Annotated in this window: 20 protein-coding genes; 7 read left to right on the top strand and 13 right to left on the bottom strand. The window is 69.7% G+C overall.

Going from position 1 to position 18943, the window contains the following annotated elements:
• Positions 1–85: 85 nt before the first annotated feature.
• The 5 genes from ACWDS7_RS34195 to ACWDS7_RS34215 form a co-directional block, all read right to left on the bottom strand.
• Complete coding sequence (locus tag ACWDS7_RS34195) at positions 86–1156, bottom strand: glycosyltransferase (protein ID WP_451932625.1); 1071 nt, start codon at positions 1154–1156, stop codon at positions 86–88.
• Entirely contained in the window at positions 1153–1947 is a 795-nt protein-coding gene (locus ACWDS7_RS34200) for a hypothetical protein (protein WP_306862226.1), read from the bottom strand. Before ACWDS7_RS34200 ends, ACWDS7_RS34195 begins: the two co-directional genes overlap by 4 nt.
• A 156-nt stretch (positions 1948–2103) precedes the next feature.
• Entirely contained in the window at positions 2104–4254 is a 2151-nt protein-coding gene (locus ACWDS7_RS34205) for a (Fe-S)-binding protein (protein WP_451932626.1), read from the bottom strand.
• Positions 4255–4434: 180 nt separating this feature from the next.
• Positions 4435–5061 (bottom strand): TetR/AcrR family transcriptional regulator, encoded by a 627-nt coding sequence (locus ACWDS7_RS34210; RefSeq protein ID WP_451932627.1) that lies wholly within the window; start codon positions 5059–5061, stop codon positions 4435–4437.
• A gap of 142 nt (positions 5062–5203) precedes the next feature.
• A complete protein-coding gene (locus tag ACWDS7_RS34215) occupies positions 5204–6016 on the bottom strand; it encodes a sugar phosphate isomerase/epimerase family protein (protein WP_306862217.1) in 813 nt (270 codons plus the stop codon).
• Positions 6017–6176: 160 nt separating this feature from the next.
• On the opposite strand from ACWDS7_RS34215, the gene ACWDS7_RS34220 reads away from it, so the two are divergent.
• The 3 genes from ACWDS7_RS34220 (at position 6177) to trxA (ending at position 7673) form a co-directional block, all read left to right on the top strand.
• Complete coding sequence (locus ACWDS7_RS34220; RefSeq protein ID WP_306862214.1) at positions 6177–6875, top strand: class I SAM-dependent methyltransferase; 699 nt, start codon at positions 6177–6179, stop codon at positions 6873–6875.
• A 106-nt stretch (positions 6876–6981) separates the two neighbouring features.
• Positions 6982–7362, top strand: coding sequence for a MerR family transcriptional regulator (locus ACWDS7_RS34225; protein WP_306862212.1), 381 nt, complete (start codon positions 6982–6984; stop codon positions 7360–7362).
• Entirely contained in the window at positions 7359–7673 is a 315-nt protein-coding gene (gene trxA / locus ACWDS7_RS34230) for a thioredoxin (protein WP_306862208.1), read from the top strand. The genes ACWDS7_RS34225 and trxA overlap by 4 nt, the downstream gene beginning before the upstream one ends.
• On the opposite strand, the gene ACWDS7_RS34235 is transcribed toward trxA, so the two are convergent.
• Positions 7670–7888, bottom strand: a complete 219-nt coding sequence (locus tag ACWDS7_RS34235; RefSeq protein ID WP_451932628.1) for a hypothetical protein — start codon at positions 7886–7888, stop codon at positions 7670–7672. The genes trxA and ACWDS7_RS34235 overlap by 4 nt on opposite strands.
• 5 nt (positions 7889–7893) lie before the next feature.
• On the opposite strand from ACWDS7_RS34235, the gene ACWDS7_RS34240 reads away from it, so the two are divergent.
• The 3 genes from ACWDS7_RS34240 to disA all read left to right on the top strand — a co-directional run bounded on the left by ACWDS7_RS34240 (position 7894) and on the right by disA (position 10680).
• Positions 7894–8082, top strand: a complete 189-nt coding sequence (locus ACWDS7_RS34240; RefSeq protein WP_451932629.1) for a hypothetical protein — start codon at positions 7894–7896, stop codon at positions 8080–8082.
• A gap of 32 nt (positions 8083–8114) precedes the next feature.
• Positions 8115–9515: a DNA repair protein RadA gene (radA, locus tag ACWDS7_RS34245; protein ID WP_306862204.1), complete on the top strand. Its 1401-nt coding sequence runs from the start codon at positions 8115–8117 to the stop codon at positions 9513–9515.
• 79 nt (positions 9516–9594) lie between these two features.
• Entirely contained in the window at positions 9595–10680 is a 1086-nt protein-coding gene (gene disA / locus ACWDS7_RS34250; RefSeq protein WP_306862202.1) for a DNA integrity scanning diadenylate cyclase DisA, read from the top strand.
• 272 nt (positions 10681–10952) lie between these two features.
• On the opposite strand, the gene ACWDS7_RS34255 is transcribed toward disA, so the two are convergent.
• Positions 10953–11618 carry a hypothetical protein gene (locus ACWDS7_RS34255; RefSeq protein ID WP_451932630.1) on the bottom strand — a complete coding sequence of 222 codons (666 nt, stop codon included), beginning with the start codon at positions 11616–11618 and terminating at the stop codon, positions 10953–10955.
• Positions 11619–11730: 112 nt separating this feature from the next.
• Between ACWDS7_RS34255 and ACWDS7_RS34260 the strand changes: the two genes are divergently transcribed.
• Positions 11731–12606 carry an A/G-specific adenine glycosylase gene (locus tag ACWDS7_RS34260; protein ID WP_451932631.1) on the top strand — a complete coding sequence of 292 codons (876 nt, stop codon included), beginning with the start codon at positions 11731–11733 and terminating at the stop codon, positions 12604–12606.
• 222 nt (positions 12607–12828) lie between these two features.
• Here ACWDS7_RS34260 and ACWDS7_RS34265 read toward each other — a convergent pair whose 3' ends face one another.
• From ACWDS7_RS34265 to ACWDS7_RS34290, 6 genes are all read right to left on the bottom strand, one after another.
• Complete coding sequence (locus ACWDS7_RS34265) at positions 12829–13779, bottom strand: TIM barrel protein (RefSeq protein ID WP_306862197.1); 951 nt, start codon at positions 13777–13779, stop codon at positions 12829–12831.
• Between the two features lie 405 nt (positions 13780–14184).
• A complete protein-coding gene (locus tag ACWDS7_RS34270; protein WP_306862195.1) occupies positions 14185–16692 on the bottom strand; it encodes an ATP-dependent Clp protease ATP-binding subunit in 2508 nt (835 codons plus the stop codon).
• A gap of 265 nt (positions 16693–16957) precedes the next feature.
• Entirely contained in the window at positions 16958–17290 is a 333-nt protein-coding gene (locus tag ACWDS7_RS34275; protein ID WP_012895497.1) for a histone-like nucleoid-structuring protein Lsr2, read from the bottom strand.
• 118 nt (positions 17291–17408) lie between these two features.
• A complete protein-coding gene (locus ACWDS7_RS34280) occupies positions 17409–17645 on the bottom strand; it encodes a hypothetical protein (protein WP_306862188.1) in 237 nt (78 codons plus the stop codon).
• A 29-nt stretch (positions 17646–17674) separates the two neighbouring features.
• Positions 17675–17941, bottom strand: coding sequence for a hypothetical protein (locus ACWDS7_RS34285; protein ID WP_451932632.1), 267 nt, complete (start codon positions 17939–17941; stop codon positions 17675–17677).
• Positions 17942–18574: 633 nt separating this feature from the next.
• Positions 18575–18943: RDD family protein (locus ACWDS7_RS34290; protein WP_451932633.1), on the bottom strand; the 369-nt coding region annotated here is incomplete at its 5' end.

Consider the following 18943-nt stretch of genomic DNA (forward strand, 5'->3'; position numbering starts at 1 on the left):
GCCCCTCGATCCGCCGCAGCCGGGTCAGATAAGCCTGCTTGTCTCCGCTGTACCCATGCATGCCCCAACCGTACCCGGGCCTGGCTCAGCGGGAAGCTGCCGCGATCAGTTTCTCCCACTGTTCGGCCACCGGAGGCGCCGCGTAGGCGGCCGCGGCCGCCAGCGCGCCGGCCGACAGCTCCCGGCGCCGGCGCTCGTCGTCGATGAGCGCGAGCAGCGCGGACGCATACGCCTCGATCTCGCCCTCCCCCTCGGGGACCAGGACCCCGCTGCGGCCGTCGGCCACGAACTCGCCCGGTCCCCTCGGGCTGTCGAACCCGATCACCGGCACCCCGCTGGCCATCGCCTCGATCACGGTCATCCCGAGCACCTCGGCCCGGGAGCTCACCGCCACGATCGACGCCTTGGCGAACTCGCCGGTCAGGTCGGAGGTCGTGCCCATGAAGTAGACGTGGTTGTGCAGGTTGAGGTCCTGGACCAGGGCGCGCAGCCGCTTGTCCTCCGGGCCCCCGCCGTACAGCCGCAGCCGCCAGTCGGGGCGCTTGCCGGCGACGGCGGCGAAGGCGCGGATCAGCCGGTCGTAGGCCTTCACCGGCACCCACCGCCCGCCCGCGGCGACGATGCGGTTGTCCATCCGCGAGCGCGGCCAGGGACCGGCCGGGAGCGCGTCCGGGATCAGCCTGACCTCGGTGCCGCCGTTCAGCAGGCGGTCCCAGTCCTGGCGGCTCGTCTCGGTGGCCGTGGCGACCGCGTCGAGACGCGGGTAGAACTTCCTGATCGGCCCGGGCACCGGCGGGCGGCCCCACTCGCGGGCGATCCGCACGGCGTCGCGGGGCCCGTGCCGGGCCACCTGGACGCTCAGCCCCGGCCTGGTGCTGATGATCACATCGGCCTTGAGCGCGCGCAGCCGCCGCCACAGGGCGACCTCGGTGCGCATCTGCCCCGATGGCAGCAGGTGCCGCACACCGGGCTGGGCGTCGACCACCCAGGACAGCCGCACCTCCGGCGCCACGGGGAAGAACGGTCTCTCCCGGTGGCGGCGGACGCTGACGATCTCGACGTCGTGGCGCCCGGCGAGCTCTCCCGCGAGGTTGACGGCCGACCGGACGTCGCCCCGCATGCCGTAGACCGAGGGGAGGAGCAGGCAGATCCTCACCCGCCGACCTCGATCCTGAGCTCGTCGTCGGCCGTGTAGCGGGGCCGGATCGGCACCCCGTCGATCTCCTCTTCCGGGTAGTGCAGGCGGCGGCGTTTGCCGTCCACGTCGTCGAGCCGGGAGCCCAGGCGGAGCGGCGCGGGCAGGCCGTCCACCTCCAGGGAGGGCTCCCACGTGCCCGACTGCTCGGGCGCGGCGGCGAGCACGTCGCACAGGGAGAGCGCGGCGTGGAAGCGCACCCCCTGGACCGTCGCGACGGCGGTCAGCTCGGCGTCGGGGTGGCTGCGGCGGAGCGCGAGCCGCGCCTCGTGCCGGGACTCGTCGTCGTCGAGGCCGGTGAAGGCCAGCAGCCCGGTGACCTCGAAGCGGCCCTCCCGGAACCAGACCGCGCGGACCTCGGCGGCGGGACCGGCCTCGTCGACCTTCAGGGCCAGGAAGCCGTTGCGGGTCCGGTAGGCCCGGTAGGCCAACGTGCGGCGGCTCAGCGCGTAGGTGTCGAGATGGTCGAGGGAGAAGCCCGGATCGACGCTCGGCAGCCGGGTGCGTGTCCCGTCCTGCCTGAGGTAGACGTCCCAGCGGCCGGGGGTGAGCGCCAGCGGCGCGAGGGAGACGGCGAGGGTCGCGTCACGCGCGTCGGCGCCCGGGGTGCCCAGCACCACGGAGATCTCGACGGCGGTGACCCGGTGGCGCAGGACGAGCTCGGTGCCGCACGGGAGCGGCCCGTCGACGGACAGGCGGAGCGAGAGGACGTCGGTCAGCGTGACCTCGGCATCCGTGACGACGACGTGCATCGTCAGCCCCCTCCCCGTCCAATGAGCTACGCGACGTTGAGGTTACCGTGATTTTTCCGTAATCGACAGGAAGAGTTTCGGACCTAGCGTCCTTTTCTTATCATCTTTACCAATTGTCAGGCACGGCCCGCAGAGCAGGCCGTGCCTGACCGGGATTCAGGACGCCTCGACGGGCTGTCCCTTAATCGATTTGATCAGGAGCTGGGAGACGTCCACGACCTCCAGCGTCTCCTTGGCCTCTCCGGCGTTCTTCTTCTCGTTGATCGAGTCGCCCAGCATGACCAGGCAGAACGGGCAGGCCGTGGAGATGGTGTCGGGGTCGGTGGTCAGCGCCTCGTCCACACGCTCGGTGTTGATGCGCTTGCCGAGCCGCTCCTCCATCCACATCCGGGCGCCGCCGGCGCCGCAGCAGAAACCGCGCTCCTTGTGGCGGTGCATCTCCTGGGCCTGCACGCCCGGGACCTTGGCCATGATGTCGCGGGGCTGGGAGTAGACCTTGTTGTGGCGGCCGAGGAAGCACGGGTCGTGGTAGGTGATCTTCTCCTCGATCGGCGTGACCGGGACCAGCTTGCCCTCATCCACCAGCTTGGCCAGGAGCTGGGTGTGGTGGACGACCTCGTAGGTGCCACCGAGCTGCGGATACTCGTTGGCGAGGGTGTTGAAGCAGTGCGGGCAGGTCGCGACGATCTTCTTGACCCCGGCCTCGTTCAGCGTCTCGATGTTCTGCTTGGCCAGCATGTCGAAGAGGAACTCCATGCCCAGGCGGCGGGCCGGGTCGCCGGTGCAGGCCTCCATCGGGCCGAGCACGGCGAACTTCACGCCCGCGACGTGCAGCAGCTCCGCGACCGCCTTGGTGGTCTTCTTGGCCCGGTCCTCCAGGGCTCCGGCGCAGCCGACCCAGAACAGGTATTCGGTGTCGTCGGGCATCTTCTCGTCGACGAGCTGGACCTCGATCGGGTCCTCGTCGCGGCCGGCGAGCTCCTCGATCCAGTCGGCCCGCTTCATCTCGGACATCCCCCACGGGTTGCCCTTGTTCTCCAGGTTCTTGACCATGACGCCGGCCTCGGACGGGAAGTTCGACTCCACCATCACCTGGTAGCGGCGCATGTCGAGGATGTGGTCGATGTGCTCGATGTCCACCGGGCACTGCTCGACGCAGGCGCCGCAGTTGGTGCAGGACCAGAGCACGTCCGGGTGGATGACGCCGTCCTCGCCGACCAGGGGCTTCTCCAGCAGCGCGAGCACGTCCTCGTGCAGGTCGGCGCGCTGCTCCTGGGTGGCCGTCAGGTAGGGCGCGACCTTGAAGGCGTGGTCGCGCTGGTCGAGGATCAGCATCTTCGGCGACAGCGGCTTGTCGGTGTTCCAGGCCGGGCACTGCGACTGGCAGCGGCCGCACTCGGTGCAGGTGTAGAAGTCGAGGAAGCCCTTCCAGGTGGTGTCCTCGATCTTGCCGCGGCCCAGCCTGTCACCGTCGAGGTCCTCGTCCTCGAAGTCGACGACCTTGCCGTCGATCCGCATCGGCTGGGCCGGGCCGTTGCCGTCCGGGCGGCGGGAGAACATCACGTTCAGCGGGGCGGTGAAGATGTGCAGGTGCTTGGAGTTCACCACGATCACCAGGAACACCAGCATGACGCCGATGTGCAGCAGCAGCCCGACGTGTTCGAGCGCCTCGTTGGCCGTCTCCCCCAGCGGCCTCAGCACCGCGGCGGTGGCCTCGGAGGCGAACGCCCCGGAGGCGTAGGGGAGGTTGCCGGTGTTGAACGCCGCACCGCGGAAGAGGAACATCGTCCAGATCACATTGAAGATCATGAAGAGGACGAGCCAGGCGCCGCCGAGGTGCGAGCCGGAGAAGCGGGACCTGCGGCCGAGCTTCTTGGGCGAGTTCTTGACCCTGATGACCGCGAAGGCGATCAGGCCGACCAGGGCCGCGACCGCGATGAAGTCCTGCAGGAAGCCCAGGACGGCCCAGGTCCCGACGAGCGGGATGTGGAAGTCGGGCGTGCCGGTGACCGCGCCCTGGATCAGCGCGCCGTATGCCTCCAGATATACGGTCGCCAGGATGAAGAAGGCCCACATGACGAAGAAGTGCGCGGTGCCCGAGGCGGTCCACTTGAGCAGCTTCTTCTGCCCGAAGACCTCGACGAGCTGGGCCTTGATCTCGTCACCCACATTGTTCTTGGCATATTCGACCCGCTCGGGCGCGGGCGGCCCGACGGTGGCGAGCTTGTAGAGGAACAGCACGCGGCGCGCGGCAAGCGCGACCGCGACCGCTGTCATGACCAGCCCGATGATCGCTACCCAGAGCACGGGTCCTCCCACAGACGACGTTGGCTGCCAGCGTACGACCGCCGGTCATCCACGGTGACGACGGGTCGCCCCGAATACTACCGACCGGTAACTTGCCCCGGACCGCGACACGTGGTGACCGTGGTCACCATACGGTCACTTCGATGCCCAGAACAATGCTCTGTACACTTCCCGGCGCCGTCAGGGCACGTCCAGATAGCGCTGGATCGTCGGCGCGAGCAGCTCCACCAGCTCTTCGATCTCGACCGAGGCGAGCGGCTCCAACTTGACCACGTAACGCATCAGGACCACCCCGAAGAGCTGGGCGAAGGCCGCCTCCATCCGGATCGGCGGGATCTGGAGGGACTCCGCGATCCGGTAGAGGACCGCGTGCGAGATGAACTCGCGGATCATCGTGACCACCCGGTCGTTGGTCATCGCGGTGCGGACCAGCGCCAGCACGGGCTGGCGGGCCCCGGCCTCGGAGGTCATCGTCAGGACGTACCGGGTCAGCCGCTCGCCGATGTCCTCGCGCGGCCCCGCCAGGAGCATCGGGATCACCTCGTCGGGGTTGATCGGCAGTTCCATGGCCGCGACGAACATCCCCTCCTTGCTCGCGAAGTAGTGGTGGACCAGTGCCGGGTCCACCCCCGCCTGCCGGGCGATGCCCCGGATCGTCGCCTTGTCGAACCCCTTCTCCGCGAAGGTCTCACGCGCGGCCGCAAGGATCTGCCCGCGCGTGTCCACTGCCCCGGGCCTGCGCCCGGGACGCCTCTTACCGATCTCCGACCCGTCCACGGGCCGCCCGTCCAGGGATTGCTCACTCACAGGTCGTTCAACTCACAGGTTGTTCGCCCGCGTCGCCGCGGGTTGTTCCGTCTGCCCGCCCGCGTCGCCGCGGGCCGTCCGGTCAGGGACCGCTCCATCGGGGGATGTTCAGCCAGGGGATGTTCGGTCAGGGGCCGTCCGCTCATACGCTGGAGGGCGTGGCCAGGTGCAGGCGCGCGAAGGCCAGCGCCTCGGCGAGGTCGTCGATCCGCTCCGTACGGCTGGCGGCCTTGCGCGTGTTGATCTCCAACACGACCAGGCCGCCGTAGCCGTTGCCGGCCAGGCGCTCCAGGATCGGCGCGCACGGCTGCCCGCCCCGGCCGGGGACCAGGTGCTCGTCCTTGTTGGCCACCCCGACGCCGTCGGCCAGGTGCAGGTGGGCGAGCCGGTCACCGAGCTTGGTGAACATCTCCATCGCGTCGACCCCGGAGACCGCCGTGTGCGACAGGTCCATCGTCACCTGTGGGAAGTCGTAGTCGACCGGGTTCCAGTCAGGTGAGTAGGGGACGACCTCGTTGCCCCGGGCCCGCAACGGGAACATGTTCTCGACCGCGAAGACCACGTCGGTCTCCTCCCGCATCCGCGCCAGGCCGGTCTCGAAATCCCGCGCGTAGTCACGCTGCCAGCGGAACGGCGGATGCACCACGACGGTCTTGGCGCCCACCCGCTCGGCGGCCCGCTGCGCCCGCTGGAGCTTGGCCCACGGGTCCCTGCCCCACACCCGCTGGGTCACCAGCAGGCACGGCGCGTGGATGGCCAGGATCGGCAGCTGGTAGTGGTCCGACAGCCGCTCCAGGACGTCGACGTCCTGGCTCACGGGGTCGGCGCCCACCATGATCTCGACACCGTCGTATCCCAGGCGCGCGGCCAGTTCGAAGGCGTCCGGCGTGCGCTCCGGGTATACGGACGCGGTGGACAGCGCGATCTTCGCACTAGGTACTCGGATGACGCTCATACGGCTTCCTCGCCTCCGGCCGGACTTCGCGTGAGCCGGCGTCGCCGCGCCCGCGGGCCCGATCGCTCCGCTCACTCACGATGCCAGCCTAAGCGCGCCCGCGGACGAGTGGAGTCCGGCCTCGCTGATGCAGCGGAGATCACACCGCTACGGTGAGAGCATGCCGCGGTTCATGAAGGGCGCCATCCCCAGCCCGAACATCTGGAACACGCCCCACATTTACGAGCTGGAGAACCGGGCGGTGGACCCCGACGGCAGGGTCGAGGCCGCGATGGCCGCCATCCGGCCGTGGACCGGCGCGACGGTCCTCGACATCGGCTGCGGCAGCGGCTACCACCTGCCCGCCCTGTCGGCCACCGCCGCCCGCGTGATCGGCGTCGAGCCGCACGACGACCTCGTCCAGCTCGCCAGGCGGCGCTGCCGGCCGCTGCCCAACGTCGAGGTCCACCCGGCCACCGCCCAGGCCCTCCCGCTGCCCGACGCCTCGGTGGACGTGGCCGTCGCCCGCTGGGCCTATTTCTTCGGCCCCGGCTGCGAACCGGGCCTGGCCGAGCTCTCCCGGGTGCTGCGGCCGGGCGGCGCGGCCTTCGTGATCGACCTCGACGCCGGCCGCGGGGCCTTCGGCCGCTGGTTCAGCCGGACCGTCCCCTCCTACTCGGCCAGGGCCGTCGAGGACTTCTGGAGCCGTCAGGGCTGGCAGAGCCGGCCCCTCGACCTGCGCATGTCCTTCGAGCGCCGCGCCGACCTGGAGGCCGTGCTCCGCATCGAGTTCACCCCCGAGGTCGCCGAGCAGGCCATCGCCGAGACCCCCGGCCTGGAGCTCGCCTACCCCAATGTCCTGCGCTGGAAGCGGTTCTGACCGCTCGGGGAGGCCACCCGCCGGACATCCGGGATGAAATACCCCACGGAACCGCTTGACCTTGACGTTGACGTCAAGGATTAGCGTGATCCCGTAAGGAGGACGGATGCGGATCGGGGAGCTCGCCAGACGGGCCGGGGTCAGCACCCGCGCGCTGCGCTACTACGAGCAGCAGGGGCTGATCACAGCGCGACGGGCGGCCAACGGCTACCGGGAGTACAGCGAGGCGGATCTCAAGCTCGTCACCGAGATCAGATCGCTGCTCACCGTGGGGTTCACCCTGGAGGACGCCCGGCCGTTCGTGGCCTGCCTGCGGGCCGGCCACGAGTCGGGCGGGTCCTGTCCGGAGTCGGTGGCGGTCTACCGGCGCAAGCTGGCCGAGATCGACGACGAGATCCGCACGCTGCTCGCCCGGCGCGCCGAGGTCGCCGGGCAGCTGACCGAGGTCTGTCCCGGATGCGTGTTCACCAAGCTGGGAGAGTCATGATCACTTTGACCGCCGACAACTTCGCCGAACAGGTTCTGCAGAGCGACAAGCCCGTCCTGGTCGACTTCTGGGCCGAGTGGTGCCCGCCGTGCCGGATGATCTCCCCGGTCCTGGAGCAGATCGAGGCCGAGTACGGCGACCGCGTCACGATCGCCAAGCTCAACTACGACGAGCACCAGGAGATCGCGGCCCGCTACGGCGTCATGGGCCTGCCGACGCTCAACCTCTACAAGGGCGGCGAAGTGGTCCGGCAGATCGTCGGCGCCAAGCCCAAGCGCCTGCTCCTGGCCGACCTCGAGGGCCACATCTAGCCGGGCCCGAGCTCCCGCAGGGTCCGCAGCACCGCCTCGGGGTCGCCACCGACCTCGCGCGGCAGGCTGACGTAGAGCTGGAGCGAGGTCACCCCCGGCCGGTGGAACCTCGCGATCCGTTCCCGGCACTCCTCCGGCGTCCCGTTGACGGACAGCCCGTCCACGACCTCGCCGGGGAGCGCCTCGGCGGCGCCGGCGTGGTCGCTCCGTCCCACCGGCCGTGGCAGTGCCCTCGGTCGCCGCCCTGAGCACGCGCGACGTCGTCGTCGCGGGGCCGATGACGCTGGTCTTCTCCCTCTTCCGGCCGGCGGAGGAGCCGGAGGCGCTGGTCCTGCCGCGGACGCCGCGCGACGGGTCGGACCGGCGGCGGATGGCGGAGCTGACGGCGGCGGCGGGCCGTACCGGGTGAAAGTTGTCGGCCGGGACCGGTAACGTGCGGCCATGGCTAAGAAGGTCGGCTATCGCTGTGGTGAGTGCGGTTGGCAGACCGCCAAATGGGTGGGCCGCTGTGGCGAGTGCCAGGCCTGGGGCACGGTCGAGGAGGAGACCGCCCGCGGCGGCGTGCAGGTGGCCTCCGCAGGGGCAGTGTCGGCCCCCGCGATCCCGATCGGGCAGGTCAAGGCCGAGGTGGCGCACGCGCGCGGCACCGGGGTGCCCGAGCTCGACCGGGTGCTCGGCGGCGGCCTCGTGCCGGGCGCCGTCGTGCTGCTGGCCGGGGAGCCCGGCATCGGCAAGTCCACGCTCCTGCTGGAGGCCGCGGCCAAGATCGCACGGCAGCAGACCGTGCTCTACGTCACGGGCGAGGAGTCGGCCGCCCAGGTCCGGGTCAGGGCCGACCGGATCGGCGCGATCCAGGACCGGCTCTACCTCGCGGCCGAGACCGACCTGGGCGCGCTGGTGACCCACGTGGAGAAGGTCCAGCCCGACCTGCTCATCGTCGACTCGGTGCAGACGATCGGCTCCGCCCAGGCGACCGGGGTGCCCGGCGGGGTCACCCAGGTCAGAGAGGTCGCCGGCAATCTGGTCCGGCTGGCCAAGGAGCGCGGCATGTCCACCGTGCTGGTCGGCCACGTCACCAAGGAGGGCTCGATCGCCGGCCCCCGGACCCTTGAGCACCTGGTCGACGTCGTGCTCCACTTCGAGGGCGACCGGCACTCCCGGCTCCGCATGGTCCGCGCGATCAAGAACCGGTACGGCCCCGTCGACGAGGTCGGCTGCTTCGACCTGCACGAGGGCGGCATCGAGGGCATCGCCGACGCCAGCGGCCTGTTCGTCTCCCACCGCGCCGAGCCCGTGCCCGGCACCTGCGTCACGGTCACCCTGGAGGGCACCCGGCCGCTGCCCGCCGAGGTCCAGGCCCTGGTCGCCCGGACCGAGGCCCAGCAGCCGCGCCGCTCCTCCTCGGGGCTCGACACCTACCGGGTGACGATGGTGCTGGCCGTGCTGGAGCGGCGGCTCAACGCCAAGCTGGGCGGCTGCGACGTGTTCACCGCGACCGTGGGCGGCATCAAGCTCAGCGATCCGGCGGTGGACCTGTCGGTGATGCTCGCGGTCGCCAGCGCGGCCGGGGACAAGGCGCTGCCCCCCGGGCTGGTCGTGCTGGGAGAGGTGGGCCTGGCCGGGGAGCTGCGCCCGGTGCGCGACGTGCGGCGCCGCCTGTCGGAGGCGGCGCGGCTGGGCTTCACCCGCGCCCTGGTCCCGGCCGGATCCCTCGACACGGGCAAGAAACGCGACGGCGACCGCTCCCTGGTCCCGGTCGGCGGCCGTAGCACCAAACTCATCCCGGGTTTCGACGTCGTCGAAGCGGACAATGTCTGGGACGCCCTCACTCACGTCACCTAGAGGCGGCCATCCGGCGATCCCGGACTCCGCGGGACCTTCGCCGGTAAGCTGAGCGTGATACGCAGACCACGGGGGTCATGTGCCAGCAAACTACAAAGGGCTCGACGAACGCCGCAGGGCCGTCCTGGCCGCGGTCGCTCCGGGCACCGAACTACGCGACGGCTTGGAGCGTATTCTCCGCGGCCACACAGGCGGTCTGATCGTGCTCGGCTACGACAACACGGTCGAGGAGATCTGCAGCGGCGGATTCGAGCTGGACGTCGAGTTCTCCGCGACGCGGCTGCGCGAGCTCGCCAAGATGGACGGGGCCATCGTGCTGAACGCGAGCGACCTCAAGATCGTGCGCGCGGCCGTGCACCTGATGCCCGACCCGGCCATCCCCACCGACGAGTCCGGCACCCGGCACCGCACCGCCCAGCGGGTGGCCGTGCAGACGTCCCTGCCGGTCATCTCGCTCAGCAAGTCCATGCGGATCATCGCCCTCTACCTCGACGGCTTCCGCTACGTGCTGGAGGAGTCGGCGGCGATCCTGTCCAGGGCCAACCAGGCCCTGGCCACCCTCGAACGCTACAAGCTCCGCCTGGACGAGGTGTCCGGCACGCTGTCGGCCCTGGAGATCGAGGACCTGGTGACGGTCCGCGACATAGCGGTGGTCGCCCAGCGGCTGGAGATGGTCCGGCGCATCTCCGAGGAGATCGCCGGTTACGTGGTCGAGCTCGGCACCGACGGCCGTCTGCTCTCCCTGCAGTTCGACGAGCTGGTGGCCGGGACCGAGACCGACCGCGAGCTGATCGTGCGCGACTACCTGCCAGTGGCGGGCCGCCGCCCGCGCAAGTTCGCCGAGGCCCTCCACGACCTCGACCAGCTCTCCTCCAGCGACCTGCTCGACCTGTCCGTCGTCGCCCAGGTCCTCGGCCACTCCGGCAACGACGCCCTGGACAGTCCGGTGAGCCCCCGGGGCTACCGCCTGCTGGCCAAGGTCCCGCGCCTGCCGGGCACGGTGGTCGACCGCCTGGTCGACCAGTTCGGCAGCCTGCAGAAGCTCCTGGCCGCCAGCATCGGCGACCTCCAGGAGGTGGGCGGGGTCGGCGAGGCCAGGGCCCGCCACATCCGCGAGGGCCTGTCCAGGCTGGCCGAGTCCTCCATCCTGGAGCGTTACGTCTAGGCAGCCGTTACGCCTGGACGGTGCCGGCCGAGGAGCGGCCCCGGCGGGGGAGGCGGCTCCAGGCGCCGCCCGCCACCTGCCGCCCCGGCGGGGATGGCTCCCGCGCGGCGGCCACACCGACGGAGACGGCTCCACAGCAATGGGGCACCGGCTGGAGCGGCTCCGGCGGGGAGGCGGCTCCAGGCGCCGTCTGCCGCCTGCCGTCCCGGCGGGGGTGGCTCCCACGCGGCGGCCACACCGCCGGAGACGGCTCCACAGCGGTGGGTGTCGCGCTAGCGGAGGTGGAAGACGGCCTTGCGGCTCTTCAGGCCGGGGCTGCGGGCCATGGCCACGTAGGTGCCGGCCAGGGCGCTGTCGCGGTCGGCCGCGCAGTCGCCACCGGAGCGGCGCCGGTCCCACTCGACCTCCCGGACGTACGGGACGCCCCGGTCGAGCTTGCGGATGTCGTCGGTGTCGCCGCTGACACAGTCGGCCGACGACCAGACGCGGTCGCTGCCGGAGGTGATGCGGACCTCCATGGCACGGGGTCCGACGTCGGCCGTGCACATCACCTTGCCGATGTTCACCAGTGTGAGGATGAACCGGGGGCGGCTGCCCTGCGTGTAGACCTCTCCCAGTCCCTGCATGTTCAGCACGAGGTCGGAGGACTCACAGGCGTCACCGGGCCGCTTGGCCCTGGTGACCGGCCGGGCCTTCCCGGAGGAGGCCGTCGGGCTCGGCGAGGGGGTGATCGTCACCGTGGGCATGACGGTCACTATCGGATCCGGCGTGGGCGACCCGCTGAGCTCTGCCTGCCCCTTCGAGGCGCGCTCCGGTCCGCTCGACGAGCAGGCCCAGGCCACGACGGCGACCACCACGAGCACACCGACAAGGGCGGCCATCCGGCGCCGCCAGTAGACGTCCACCCCTATATCACTACGGAAAGTGTCCGGGTCCATACGGACAGTATGAAGATTCTTCACGAGTCATGAGGAGCGACCCGCCGCTACCTCTGCCGTTTCGGCGGGTGAAGAGGGGGAAGCGCCCCGTCTCCGGCACTATCGTCGAAAGGTGTCCGAGTCGAACCTCCTGCTGGAACCCATTCTCGGCTGGTATGCCGACAAAGCCCGCGACCTCCCCTGGCGCACGCCCGGCGCCTCCCCCTGGTCGATCCTGGTCAGCGAGATCATGTTGCAGCAGACGCCGGTGGCGCGGGTGCTGCCCGTCTGGACCGAGTGGATGGAGCGCTGGCCCACGGCCGCCGCGCTCGCCGAGGAGCCTCCGGGTGAGGCCGTACGCCACTGGGGCCGGCTCGGCTACCCTCGCCGGGCCCTGAACCTGCACGCCTGCGCCCGGGCGATCACCGACCGGCACGGCGGCGAGGTCCCCTCCGACCACGCCATCCTGCTGTCGCTGCCCGGCATCGGCGAATACACCGCGGCGGCGGTGGCCAGCTTCGCCTTCAAGGGCCGCCACGCCGTCCTCGACACCAACGTCCGCCGGGTCCTGGCACGGGCGGTGCGGGGCGAGGAATATCCTCCGAAGGCCACCACGCCCGCCGAGCGCAGGCTCGCCGAGTCGCTGCTGCCCGGCGCCGACGACGCCCCCGTCTGGGCGGTCGCCGTCATGGAGCTGGGCGCCCTGGTCTGCACGGCACGCGCCCCCCGGTGCGCCGACTGCCCGGTCAGTGACCTGTGCGCCTGGCGCCTGGCCGGCAAGCCCGCCTACGACGGCCCCGCCCGCAAGGGCCAGACCTACGCCGGCACCGACCGCCAGTGCCGCGGCCGCCTCCTCGCCGTCCTGCGCCAGGCCCACGGCCCCGTCCCCAAGGACGCCCTCGACGTGGTCTGGGACAGCGCTCCGCAGCGGGAGCGGGCTCTCGACGGCCTGGTCGCCGACGGCCTGGCCGAAGTCCTCGACGACGGCACCTACCGCCTCCCCGGCTGACCGGCCCACGGGCTCGCCCGCCGAGAACTCCTCCCGGCCGCCGGTACAGGGAGCGGCGACACACCGGGACAGCCCCGTGGCCACACCCCGGCCGGCCGGGCGCGGGCTGACCGCGCCCCCTGCGGCGGAGCCCAAGCAGGCGGGTCAGGCGGGCGGCGAGGTGGCGCCCAGCCCCTCCGGGCCGCTCAGGCGACCGGGCGGCCGGGCGCGGGCCGTGTCCGCTCAGGCGGCCAGGCGCAGGCCGAGCGCGGTGAGGTTGGTGCGGGCCCAGTCGAGCTCCTCGGCCAGCAGGTTGACCAAGGCGCCGGGGCCCCTGGTCCGCAGCGGCACGGCCAGGTCGTGGGTCTCGACCTCGATGTGCGCGGTGCCGTTCACCGCGCCGGAGAGCATGGCGGTGAGGGTGTCTTCGAGGACCGAGCGGGTGCTCGGCAGCTCCTGGCACGCCTCGCTCACGTGGTTGTGGACGTGGCCGAGCTTGACCACGGGGGCACCGGCGGCCGCCAGGCCGCGCAGGGCGGCTCCGGGCTCCTCCGCGCCACCGGCCAGGTGGCAGGCGTCGAGGCAGACCCCGAGGTGGTCGGAGTCGATGTCGCAGACCCGCTCCAGCGCCTGCGAGGTGGTCTCCAGCACGCAGCCGGGCCACGGCTCGAAGCCGACCCGGATCGTCTTGCCGGTGACGCTGTAGAGGCCGCGCAGCTCGCGGGAGAGGCGCTCCAGGCGGCGCGAGGCGATCGTGTGCAGGTCGGCCGGCCAGTCACGGCGCCACCCGATGGGGATGGTGGAGATGCTCCCGAAGCGGACGTCGTCCGGCAGCAGGAAGGCCAGGATCTTGGCCAGCGCCATCGTGTAGCGGTAACGCTCGGGCTTGGCCCAGTCGGGGCCGGGGGCGTCCTGGTTGCGGCCGCCCGTGCCGTTGAGGCTGACGACCTCCAGACCGCGCTCCTCAAGGGAGCGGCGCAGGCGCACCAGCTCGATCCGGTCGGCGATGAGATGGTCGGCGACGCTCGGGGAGAGCCACAGGCCCACGCCCATCCGCTCCACGCCCAGGCGCTTGCGGACCGGAACCGCGTATCGGGTCAGATGCGCGATCAGGTTCTCCAGGTCCTCGGCGGGATGTACGCCCGCGTTGTAGGACAGGTGAACGAGTGTCCCGCCCTCGTGCCGCAAACGCATCCGATGCCTCCCAGGCGTGCTCGTCTAAGCGCCCTGATTGCCCCACGCCGATGGTTGTGGCGTCACGGGTCAGCGGGCCTTCCCTGCCGGGAACTCGGCCCGGCCCGCACGAGCATCCCTCGCGGGCACCGATCTCCGCGTCACTCCGGGAGCTGATTCTTCGGTACGTCGCTGGGCTGACGTCGGGACCGACCTCACCGCAGTCGATACGACTTGTAGATCACTGGGCGAGTTGAGCCGGATTCACTCTACCGAGTGTAGTACTACCTTCGGTAGGGACGTAGCGCATTGGATAACAAATGAGTAGACCCCGCCGTGAATCTCCTCACGGCGGGGTCAACTTTTACCCGTTGAGCCGGACCCTGTCCCGCGGATCGCCTGGCGTCCGCGGGACAGGACCTGGCCCTAGTTCTGGATCGGCTCCGCGATGGCGGCCGCCGAGTCCGGGACGTGGTCGGCCGGAGCGGCCTCACCGACGAAGACGAACTTCGCGTTGTCGCCCTCGCCCTCGATGCTGATCTTGACGATCTGACCGGGACGGAGCTCGCCGTACAGGATCTTCTCCGACAGCGTGTCCTCCAGCTCGCGCTGGATGGTGCGGCGGAGCGGACGGGCGCCCATCACCGGGTCGTAACCACGGTCGGCCAGCAGCTGCTTGGCCTCGGGCGAGACCTCCAGACCCATGTCGCGGTCCTTCAGACGCTCGGCGACCTGCGCGAGCATCAGGTCCACGATCTTGATGATCTCCTTCGGCGTGAGCTGGTGGAAGACCACGATGTCGTCGACACGGTTGAGGAACTCGGGCCGGAAGTGCTGCTTGAGCTCCTCCTGGACCTTGGCCTTCATCCGGTCGTAGTTCGACTCGGTGTCGTTGGACTTCGCGAAGCCCACCCCGATGCCCTTGGAGATGTCGCGGGTGCCGAGGTTGGTCGTCATGATGATGACGGTGTTCTTGAAGTCGACCACCCGGCCCTGGGCGTCGGTCAGCCGACCGTCCTCCAGGATCTGCAGCAGCGAGTTGAAGATGTCCGGGTGGGCCTTCTCGATCTCGTCGAAGAGGACCACGGAGAACGGCTTGCGCCGCACCTTCTCGGTGAGCTGGCCACCCTCCTCGTATCCGACGTAGCCGGGAGGAGAGCCGAACAGCCGGGAGACGGTGTGCTTCTCCATGAACTCGGACATGTCCAGCATGATCAGCGCGTCCTCGTCCCCGAACAGGAACTCGGCCAGCGCCTTGGACAGCTCGGTCTTACCGACACCGGACGGGCCGGCGAAGATGAACGAGCCACCCGGACGGCGCGGGTCCTTCAGACCGGCGCGCGTGCGGCGGATCGAGCGGGACAGACCCTTGATGGCGTCGTCCTGGCCGATGATCCGCTTGTGGAGCTCGTCCTCCATCCGGAGCAGCCGCTGGGACTCCTCCTCGGTGAGCTTGAAGACCGGGATGCCGGTGGCCGTGGCGAGGACCTCGGCGATGAGCTCCTCGGTGACCTCGGCGACGACGTCCATGTCGCCGGCCTTCCACTCCTTCTCGCGGCGTTCGCGCTTGAGCTGGAGCTGCTTCTCCTGGTCGCGCAGCGCGGCGGCCTTCTCGAAGTCCTGCGCGTCGATCGCGGACTCCTTGTCGCGCCGCACGTTGGCGATCTTCTCGTCGTACTCACGCAGGTCCGGCGGGGCGGTCATGCGGCGGATGCGCATGCGCGAGCCGGCCTCGTCGATGAGGTCGATCGCCTTGTCCGGCAGGAACCGGTCGCTGATGTAGCGGTCGGCGAGCTGCGCGGCGGCCACGAGGGCGCCGTCGGTGATGGAGACCCGGTGGTGCGCCTCGTAACGGTCGCGCAGCCCCTTGAGGATCTCGATCGTGTGGCTGAGGCTGGGCTCGGCCACCTGGATCGGCTGGAAGCGGCGCTCAAGCGCGGCGTCCTTCTCCAGGTGCTTGCGGTATTCGTCGAGGGTGGTCGCGCCGATGGTCTGCAGCTCACCACGGGCCAGCATGGGCTTGAGAATGCTGGCGGCGTCGATCGCGCCCTCGGCGGCACCCGCGCCGACGAGCGTGTGGAGCTCGTCGATGAACAGGATGATGTCGCCGCGGGTGCGGATCTCCTTGAGGACCTTCTTCAGGCGCTCCTCGAAGTCACCGCGGTAACGGGAACCCGCGACCAGTGCGCCCAGGTCGAGGGTGTAGAGCTGCTTGTCCTTGAGCGTCTCCGGGACCTCGCCCTTGACGATCTTCTGGGACAGGCCCTCGACGACGGCGGTCTTGCCGACGCCGGGCTCACCCACCAGGACAGGGTTGTTCTTGGTCCTCCGGGAGAGGACCTGCATGACCCGCTCGATCTCCTTCTCCCGGCCGATGACCGGGTCGAGCTTGCCCTCACGGGCGGCCTGGGTCAGGTTGCGGCCAAACTGGTCCAGCACAAGCGAGGTCGACGGCGCGGCCTCCTGCGGACCGCCCGCGGCGGCCGGCTCCTTGCCCTGGTAGCCGTGGAGCAACTGGATGACCTGCTGCCGCACGCGGTTGAGATCCGCGCCCAGCTTCACCAGCACCTGGGCGGCGACGCCCTCGCCCTCACGGATGAGGCCGAGCAGGATGTGCTCGGTGCCGATGTAGTTGTGACCCAGCTGCAAGGCCTCGCGGAGCGACAGCTCAAGGACCTTCTTGGCGCGCGGGGTGAAGGGAATGTGCCCCGACGGCGCCGACTGCCCCTGGCCGATGATCTCCTCGACCTGCTGACGCACACCTTCAAGACTGATGCCGAGGCTCTCCAGAGCCTTGGCGGCAACGCCTTCACCTTCGTGGATCAGACCAAGAAGGATGTGCTCCGTACCGATGTAGTTGTGGTTGAGCATCCGGGCCTCTTCTTGGGCCAGGACGACAACCCGCCGTGCGCGGTCGGTGAACCTCTCGAACATCTCGTCGCTCCTCACAGAGCGGTAAGGCAGGTCCGGGATGTCCGGGCCCTGTCATCCCGCATGGTAGCCCCGACCCGGCGACCGCTCTAAGCAGAAGACGTTCCCCGAGAGCAGGGCGTTCACCCTCCATCCAACTACTTACCGGGGGTGGGATGTTCCCGATACGCCGCAAGCGAACGACGTTTATCGACCCCTCAAACGCGTCATGCGGTCATGGCCGCCACCGGACCCCACCGTGGCCGCCATAACCGCATGATTCAACGATCTAGTGAGCCGCTTCGTACTGCTCGACGATCTTGGAGGCGATTCGACCGCGCTCGCTGACATTAAGGCCGTGCGACTTCGCCCATGCCCGGATGTCGGCGCTCTTCTCCCGAGTCAGTGCCCGAGCCCCACCTGCGCGGCGGCGGCGAGGGGCCAGCGCCCCGGAACGGCGGGCGCTCTGCACGAAAGGCGACAGGGAGTCGCGGAGCTTCTTCGCGTTTACGTCACTCAGGTCAATCTCATAGCTGGTGCCGTCAATCGCGAAGGCGACAGTCTCATTGGCCTCGCCCCCATCGAGGTCGTCGATGAGAATCTCCTGGATCTGCTTGGCCATCTACGCAATCCTTTCGCGGAGTATTGTTTCATTCGCAAGCTAAACATATACCCGCAATCGGAGAGCGGCAATTCCGGGAGCCCGGCGATTCTTGCCGGGAACCCAGACCGCGAGTGGATCAGCTGTTCTGCGACTCAGCCCGATCCGGCCGTTTTGCCGGGCGGCGGCCGGCGGCTTCACTGCGAAGAACCTTGACCACTCCGTAGATGAAGGCCCCGCCGACGACCACTGGAGGTATCAACGCGGACAATACGTCGCTCATTCGTCCTCGCTCCGCACCTGGGGTGACATTCTGAAGACCATGGAAATTTTCGGCGGCGGCGTCGTCGCCCGCGCCGGGGACCCGATCGATCACGCCGGATCCGCCTACCGATGACCTTAGCGTCACCGGCGGGCGGCGCGCGTCACCGGGGCGACCATGCGGCCGTGCACCACCTTAATGCTTCTCTCCAGCCGTCTTACCGGTTGCACTCCGTAAAGCCGCCTGGAAAAACCCGACAGAGCGATCACATGATGATCAACTTTGCCGGAAAACCAATGCCCGCCCAGGTCCTCGACCGCGAGGCCACCCGCCGCCCCGCCGCGAAACCCCTGCTGAAGAGGGCTGCGGACAAGGGTGAACAGGATCGTCGCGGAGCCGGAGACCGTCACCGCAAGGTCGGCCGCGGAATGTCCGCGGTGATGAGAACAGCCGGTTGGAGAGCCGTCCACTTCACCGGGCGGGCAGCCCGCGGCGCAACGCCATCGTACGGAACAAGGCGGGGCTTCATCGCTTTCTTACCAAGAGTACGTCCGCCTCTGGCATGCGGGACATAGTCGTACCCCGTATAACCACCAAACGCGATCGGGTGCGCCAACAACCCCGGCAACACCATGGGGCCCGGCCGTGGATCGGCAAGAAGGTCTTCGCGGGCCGGTCCGAAGGCCCCGGAGATGGCGGAGAAGGCGAAGGAGAGAATCCAGTAGAGCGCCGCGGAGACGGAGCGGCGGCGATGCCGGAGGCCGGGCACGCCCGCCATTCGGCCGCCGGCGCGGGAACTCCCGGCGGCAAGTGACCGCCATTGGTCCTCCATAGGACCATAGGGGCCGCGGGCGGCGGCACCGCGGATCGGCTGCGTTTGTCGGTGCCGGCGCGCGAGGAGGCGGCCATATGGTTCCTCCCGGCGACGCGTATGGGTTTGCGTTCCATCGCGGCGCGGCGGAACACCGTTACGGGGCCGGTTTTCTCATCCACGCATGAAATCGGGGCCGGCGGTTCAACCGCCGGCCCCGATATTCACGGAACTACTTGGTCTTGACGACGACCGTCTTGGCCACCTTGTCGTGCAGAGCCTGCTGCAGGGGCTTGTCCCACAGCGGCCAGAGCACGTCCACCAGCACGAAAACGCCCACCACCAGATTCACCAGCAGGGAGAGGAAACCCAGCAGAGCGGAGAGCCCGTTGACGATGTAGCTGCCGAACAGCACGAGAGCCCGCTTGAGCGCGCTGCCCATGTCGATGTTGCTGACCAGCTGGCCGCCCACCGGGACGACCTTGATGCCGATGATCTGCTTGCCGAGGGTGGTGCCGTTGCGCCCCAGCATGAAGACCTCGTAGCCGATGAGGGCCACACCGACGATGAGTGTGTTCACCATCGACTGGAGGAAGATGTT

The organism is Streptosporangium sp. NPDC003464 (genome assembly GCF_053588315.1).